The following is a 5223-nucleotide window of genomic DNA, read 5'->3' as shown; positions in this document are numbered from 1 at the left end:
CCCCCCCCCCCCCCGCCGCACGCGCCGCCCTCACCCGACGACAGCCTTGCCCCGCGCCCCAACTCCCTCTAGGCCGCGCGCCGACGTTTTATCCCTTCCGGAGACCAACCAATGTCCGACCTCGCCGCCCAGATCGAAGCCGCGTTCGACGCACGCGACACCGTCACCCCCGCGAGCGCGGACGTTCGCAAGATCGTCGACGAGGCGCTGGAACTGCTCGATTCGGGCCAGGCCCGCGTCGCCGAGAAGGTGGACGGCGAATGGGTCGTCAACCAGTGGCTCAAGAAGGCGGTGCTGCTCTCGTTCCGCCTGAACGACAACGCCGTGGTCGACTACGGCGCTGCCGGTGCACCGGCCTACGACAAGGTGCCGCTCAAGTTCGCCGGCTGGGACGATGCCCGCTTCAAGGCGGCAGGTGTGCGCGTGGTGCCCGGCGCCGTGGTGCGCCGCAGCGCCCACATCTCGAAGGGCGTGGTCCTCATGCCCTCGTTCGTGAACCTCGGCGCCTACGTCGGCGAAGGCACCATGGTCGACACCTGGGCGACCGTGGGTTCGTGCGCGCAGATCGGCAAGAACGTGCACATCTCGGGCGGCGCCGGCATCGGCGGTGTGCTTGAGCCGCTGCAGGCCGGCCCGGTCATCATCGAGGACGGCGCGTTCATCGGCGCCCGTTCGGAAGTGGCCGAGGGCGTGATCGTGGGCGAAGGCGCGGTGCTGTCGATGGGTGTGTTCATCGGCGCCTCGACCAAGATCGTCGACCGCGCGACCGGCGAAGTCCACATCGGCCGCGTGCCGCCCTACGCGGTGGTCGTCCCCGGCGCGATGCCCGGCAAGCCGCTGCCCGACGGCACCCCCGGCCCGTCGCTCTACTGCGCCGTGATCGTCAAGACGGTGGACGCGCAGACCCGCTCGAAGACCGGCATCAACGAACTGCTGCGCGACTAAGCCGCGCTGACGCGGGACGGGCGGCGGAACGTCGCCCGTCCCGGCGTGTTGTGAAGGAAAGGGCCGCAATCGGCCGCCTTCGGAGCGACACGCCATGGAAACCCGAGGACAGGAAGTCCATCTCGACAAAGAGGAAGCTCGCAGCGGCGCCACGCCCGGCGTCGTGCGCTATGTCCTGCTCATCAGCCTCGTGCTCGTCGTCATCGCCCTGTCGGCGATCTGGATGACCGGCGCGCTGACCACGCCCGAAACCGGCGGTCATGCCGATACCGAAAAGGCAGTGGCGCAGCAGCAAGACCAGACGCAGTGACCGCCTCGTTCCGCAAGGGAGCGCCGGTCAGCTGGAACTGGGGCACCGGCACCGCTACCGGTCAGATCGCCGAACGTTTCGAACGCCGTGTCAGCCGCACTATCGAGGGCAAGCGCATCGTGCGCAACGGCACGCATGACAACCCCGCGTACCTTGTCGAGCAGCCTGACGGCGGCCGCGCCCTCAAGCGTGGGTCCGAACTGCACCGCGCATGATGGACCTGGAACGCTTCGTTACGGCGCAGGACGCCATTTTCGGCGAAGTCCGCGCCGAACTTGCCCATGGCGAGAAGCGCACGCACTGGATGTGGTTCGTGTTCCCGCAAATCGCCGGGCTCGGCTCCAGTCCTATGGCGCGGCGCTATGCCGTCGAAACGCTCGACGAGGCGCATCGCTATCTGGCCCACCCCGTCCTTCGCCCAAGGCTTGACGAGACGACGCGCCTGATGCTCGGCTGGGCCGGAAGGCGAAGCGCGGCGGGTATTCTCGGCGCGGTCGATGCGATGAAGTTCGCCAGTTCGATGACCCTGTTCGAGCTTGCCGCGATGGGCACCGATGGCGCCGGACAATTCGCCCATGCCCTCGACGCCTTCTGCCAGGGTCGCAGGGACGAACGCACCCTGCAATTGCTCCACCTCGCCTCGCATCATGCAGCATGAGCGCCGGGAACTTTCCGCGTCCGGTCGTCGTTCCCGTAGACGGCCCGAATTGAAAGCGCGGTCATGAAGGCCGCCGTCGGGCCGACGGGAGAGCAGTCATGTATCGTTCCGGCGACGAGGTTCATCTCGACGACGATGAAGCGCGCGGGGGCTCTACGCCGCATATCGTGCGCTATGTACTGATCGTCAGTCTGGTGCTTGCGGTGCTGGCGATGTCGACGGTCTGGATCGCCCGTGCCTTGTCCGACCGACCGAGCAGCACGCCGGTCACTGCGGAACAGCACGCGCTGGGAAGCTGACGACGAGCCTGGCCGATAGGGATGGGAAGAGTTTCGGGAAATGCCAGGAGCCGTCGTCGAAGGCGGTTATCGAACGTGCCCGAAAGCTGCGTTCCCACCCCGGATGCGGACCATTCGCCCCCCGACGATCGGTCCATCCGGCTCGCCGGCGGCTCCTGTCAATCCGGTGGCCGAAACCACCGTCTCCTGTGAGGAGAGGAACTAGACACAATCCGTTGCCAACCCGTTAACGCCGCGCTTACCTTTCGATGGCCCGAAGCCGGAAATCTGAGGTTCAGGCCAGCACGTCCGCCAGCGCGCGCCATTGCGGCAGCAGTTCGTCGAAGCTGCCGCCCGCTCCGGTCCCGGCGATGACCTGAAGACAGACGTGATTCGCCCCCGCATCGAGGTGCGCCTCCACCCGGCGCGCAGCCGCCTCCACACCGCCGATCGCAAACAGGGCATCGAGCAGCCGGTCGTCCAGCGCTTCGATCTCCCCCTCGCTGAAGCCCAGCCGCAGCCAGTTGTTGCGATAATTGGGCAGCAGCCGGTAATGCGCAAGCGCCGCCACCGCCAGCGCGCGCGCCTTGGCCGGGTCACTTTCCAGCACCACGCCCTGTTCGGGCGCGAGCAGCGCGCCGTCCCCAAGGATCGCACGGGCACGGCGCGAATGATCGGGGGTGACGAGGTAGGGATGCGCGCCCGAGGTGCGATCGCCCGCCAGCGCGACCATCTTCGGCCCCAACGCAGCAAGGCACAAATTCTCGCGCGGCATTCCGGCCGCGTCGAGCCGGTCGAGGAATGTCGTTGTCACTTCCAGCGGCTTGCCCCACGTCTCGCCTATGAGCGGGCCATGGCTGATGCCCAGGCCCAGCAGGGTGCGCGCCCGCCAGTCCTGCGGCAGCGCCAGGAACCAGTCCGCCAGTTCCTGCGGGTCATGCTTCCAGATGTTGAGGATACCGGTGGCGATGGTGATGCGCGAGGTGGCCGCCAGCAGCCGCTCGACGTCGGCCGGGGCGCCATCGTCGATGCCGCCCGGGATCCACACCGCGCCATAGCCCAGCGCCTCAAGTTCCGTCGCCGCCGCGCTCGATCGCGCCTTGTCGCCGAAGCGCATCTCCATCGACCATACGCCCAGCTTTCCGATCGCGGGTCTCGCCATGGCGCCCTCCTCCTGCCGCTCCTGCCCGCGATGGTGGGTCCGCCGCGTCCATCCGGCAAGAATTTAGCGGCAACGCAGCGCCCGGCCCGGACCCGGTATCGCCCCGGCGGGCAATGATCCACCCGGCGCACCTGTCCAAAGCGCTCGCTTGATCGTGTCCTGCTCGCGGCATAGCCCTGCAGGATGGGAGAGTTCGACTACATCATCGTCGGCGGGGGCAGCGCGGGCTGCGTCCTCGCCAATCGCCTCAGCGCCAACCCGCACACGCGCGTGCTGCTGCTGGAGGCTGGCGGCAAGGACGACTACATCTGGATCCGGGTGCCGGTGGGCTATCTCTACTGCATCGGCAACCCGCGCACCGACTGGTGCCTGTCCACCGAGCCCGAGCAGGGGCTCGGCGGCCGGGCGCTCAAGTATCCGCGCGGGCGCGTGCTGGGCGGCTGCTCGTCGATCAACGGCATGATCTACATGCGCGGACAGGCGGCCGACTATGACGGCTGGCGCCAGGCGGGCAACCTCGGCTGGGGCTGGGACGACGTGCTGCCCTACTTCATCCGGGCCGAGGACCATTACGAGGGCTCCGGCCCGTTCCATGGCAGCGGGGGCGAGATCCGGGTCGAGAAGCAGCGCCTGCGCTGGGACATCCTCGAAGCCTTCCGCAACGCCTGCGGCCAGCAGGGCATCCCCCATTCCACCGACTTCAATACCGGGGACAACGAAGGCGCGGGCTTCTTCCAGGTGACGCAGCGCGGTGGCTGGCGATGGAGCGCGGCCGATGCCTTCCTCAAGCCGGTCCGCTCGCGCAGCAATCTGAAGGTCGAGACCGGCGCGGTGGTGGACCGGGTGATCGTCGAGGCGGGCCGCGCGGTCGGCGTCGCCTACCGCGTCGGCAACGCGCAGCGCGTGGCGCTCACGCCCGGCGAAGTGGTGCTGGCGGCAGGCGCGATCGGCTCCCCCGCCATCCTCGAGCGCAGCGGCATCGGCGATGCGGCGCGGCTGGCGGACCTCGGCATCGCGCCGGTGCTCGACCGGCCGGAAGTCGGCGGCAACCTGCAGGACCACCTGCAACTGCGCTGCGCCTACCGCGTCTCGGGCGTCGCGACGCTCAACGCGCGGGCCGGCAATCTCTTCGGCAAGGCGCTGATCGGGCTGGAATATGCGCTGCGACGCACCGGGCCGATGGCAATGGCGCCCAGTCAGCTTGGCGTCTTCACCCGCAGCCACGCGCGCTACGCGACGCCGAACCTGGAATACCACGTCCAGCCGCTGAGCCTCGCGGCGTTTGGAGGGGCGCTGGACCCCTTCCCCGCCTTCACTGCCAGCGTCTGCAACCTGAGGCCCGAAAGCCGGGGCACGACCCGCATCACCGCCGCCGATCCCGCGGCCGCGCCGTCGATCCGCCCCAACTATCTGTCGGCCGAGGAGGACCGCCGCGTCGCCGCCGAAGCGATCCGCATCACGCGCAGCATCGTCTCGCAACCGGCGCTGGCCCGCTACCGGCCCGAGGAAATGCGCCCCGGCCCCGCCTTCGAGACCGAGGAAGACCTGCAGCGCGCGGCCGGAGACATCGGCACGACCATCTTCCACCCGGTCGGCACGGCGGCGATGGGTTCGGTGGTCGATACCCGGCTGCGGGTGATCGGGCTCGACGGCCTGCGCGTGATCGACGCTTCGGTGATGCCGACGATCACCTCGGGCAACACGAATGCGCCCACGATGATGATCGCGGAAAAAGGCGCGGAAATGCTGCTCAACCAAAGTTGAACCCTTCCTCCCCGAACTTGCCGGGAAAGGATGCAAACGGCCCCGTCATCTCAGCGAAGGCTGGGACCGCTGGCCTGTTACGGCCAACTCGCGTCCGGACGCCCCG

Annotated in this window: 7 protein-coding genes; 6 read left to right on the top strand and 1 reads right to left on the bottom strand. The window is 68.6% G+C overall.

Annotation, left to right across the window (positions count from 1 at the left end; all coding sequences use genetic code 11):
* Positions 1 to 111: 111 nt before the first annotated feature.
* The 5 genes from dapD (at position 112) to ACODRZ_RS26300 (ending at position 2212) form a co-directional block, all read left to right on the top strand.
* Positions 112 to 945 carry a 2,3,4,5-tetrahydropyridine-2,6-dicarboxylate N-succinyltransferase gene (dapD, locus tag ACODRZ_RS26320; protein ID WP_488973028.1) on the top strand — a complete coding sequence of 278 codons (834 nt, stop codon included), beginning with the start codon at positions 112 to 114 and terminating at the stop codon, positions 943 to 945.
* 94 nt (positions 946 to 1039) lie between these two features.
* Complete coding sequence (locus ACODRZ_RS26315; RefSeq protein WP_488973029.1) at positions 1040 to 1255, top strand: hypothetical protein; 216 nt, start codon at positions 1040 to 1042, stop codon at positions 1253 to 1255.
* Positions 1252 to 1470: a hypervirulence associated TUDOR domain-containing protein gene (locus ACODRZ_RS26310; RefSeq protein ID WP_488973030.1), complete on the top strand. Its 219-nt coding sequence runs from the start codon at positions 1252 to 1254 to the stop codon at positions 1468 to 1470. Before ACODRZ_RS26315 ends, ACODRZ_RS26310 begins: the two co-directional genes overlap by 4 nt.
* Positions 1467 to 1913, top strand: a complete 447-nt coding sequence (locus ACODRZ_RS26305; protein ID WP_488973031.1) for a DUF1810 domain-containing protein — start codon at positions 1467 to 1469, stop codon at positions 1911 to 1913. The genes ACODRZ_RS26310 and ACODRZ_RS26305 overlap by 4 nt, the downstream gene beginning before the upstream one ends.
* A 98-nt stretch (positions 1914 to 2011) precedes the next feature.
* A complete protein-coding gene (locus tag ACODRZ_RS26300) occupies positions 2012 to 2212 on the top strand; it encodes a hypothetical protein (protein WP_488973032.1) in 201 nt (66 codons plus the stop codon).
* Between the two features lie 274 nt (positions 2213 to 2486).
* Here ACODRZ_RS26300 and ACODRZ_RS26295 read toward each other — a convergent pair whose 3' ends face one another.
* A complete protein-coding gene (locus ACODRZ_RS26295; protein WP_488973033.1) occupies positions 2487 to 3353 on the bottom strand; it encodes a TIGR03620 family F420-dependent LLM class oxidoreductase in 867 nt (288 codons plus the stop codon).
* Positions 3354 to 3536: 183 nt separating this feature from the next.
* Here ACODRZ_RS26295 and ACODRZ_RS26290 point away from each other — a divergent pair, with 183 nt between their 5' ends.
* Entirely contained in the window at positions 3537 to 5117 is a 1581-nt protein-coding gene (locus ACODRZ_RS26290; protein WP_488973034.1) for a GMC family oxidoreductase, read from the top strand.
* Positions 5118 to 5223: the final 106 nt, after the last annotated feature.

The sequence above is a fragment of the Novosphingobium sp. FG90 genome, assembly GCF_057808725.1.
The sequence above is the reverse complement of the archived record's forward strand: the minus strand, read 5'-3'. Positions and strand labels throughout refer to the sequence as shown.

Coding starts and splice junctions, on each gene's coding strand:
- dapD (WP_488973028.1), top strand. CDS start 112: ATGTCCGACCTCGCCGCCCAGATCGAAGCCGCGTTCGACGCACGCGAC.
- ACODRZ_RS26315 (WP_488973029.1), top strand. CDS start 1,040: ATGGAAACCCGAGGACAGGAAGTCCATCTCGACAAAGAGGAAGCTCGC.
- ACODRZ_RS26305 (WP_488973031.1), top strand. CDS start 1,467: ATGATGGACCTGGAACGCTTCGTTACGGCGCAGGACGCCATTTTCGGC.
- ACODRZ_RS26300 (WP_488973032.1), top strand. CDS start 2,012: ATGTATCGTTCCGGCGACGAGGTTCATCTCGACGACGATGAAGCGCGC.
- ACODRZ_RS26295 (WP_488973033.1), bottom strand. CDS start 3,353: ATGGCGAGACCCGCGATCGGAAAGCTGGGCGTATGGTCGATGGAGATG.
- ACODRZ_RS26290 (WP_488973034.1), top strand. CDS start 3,537: ATGGGAGAGTTCGACTACATCATCGTCGGCGGGGGCAGCGCGGGCTGC.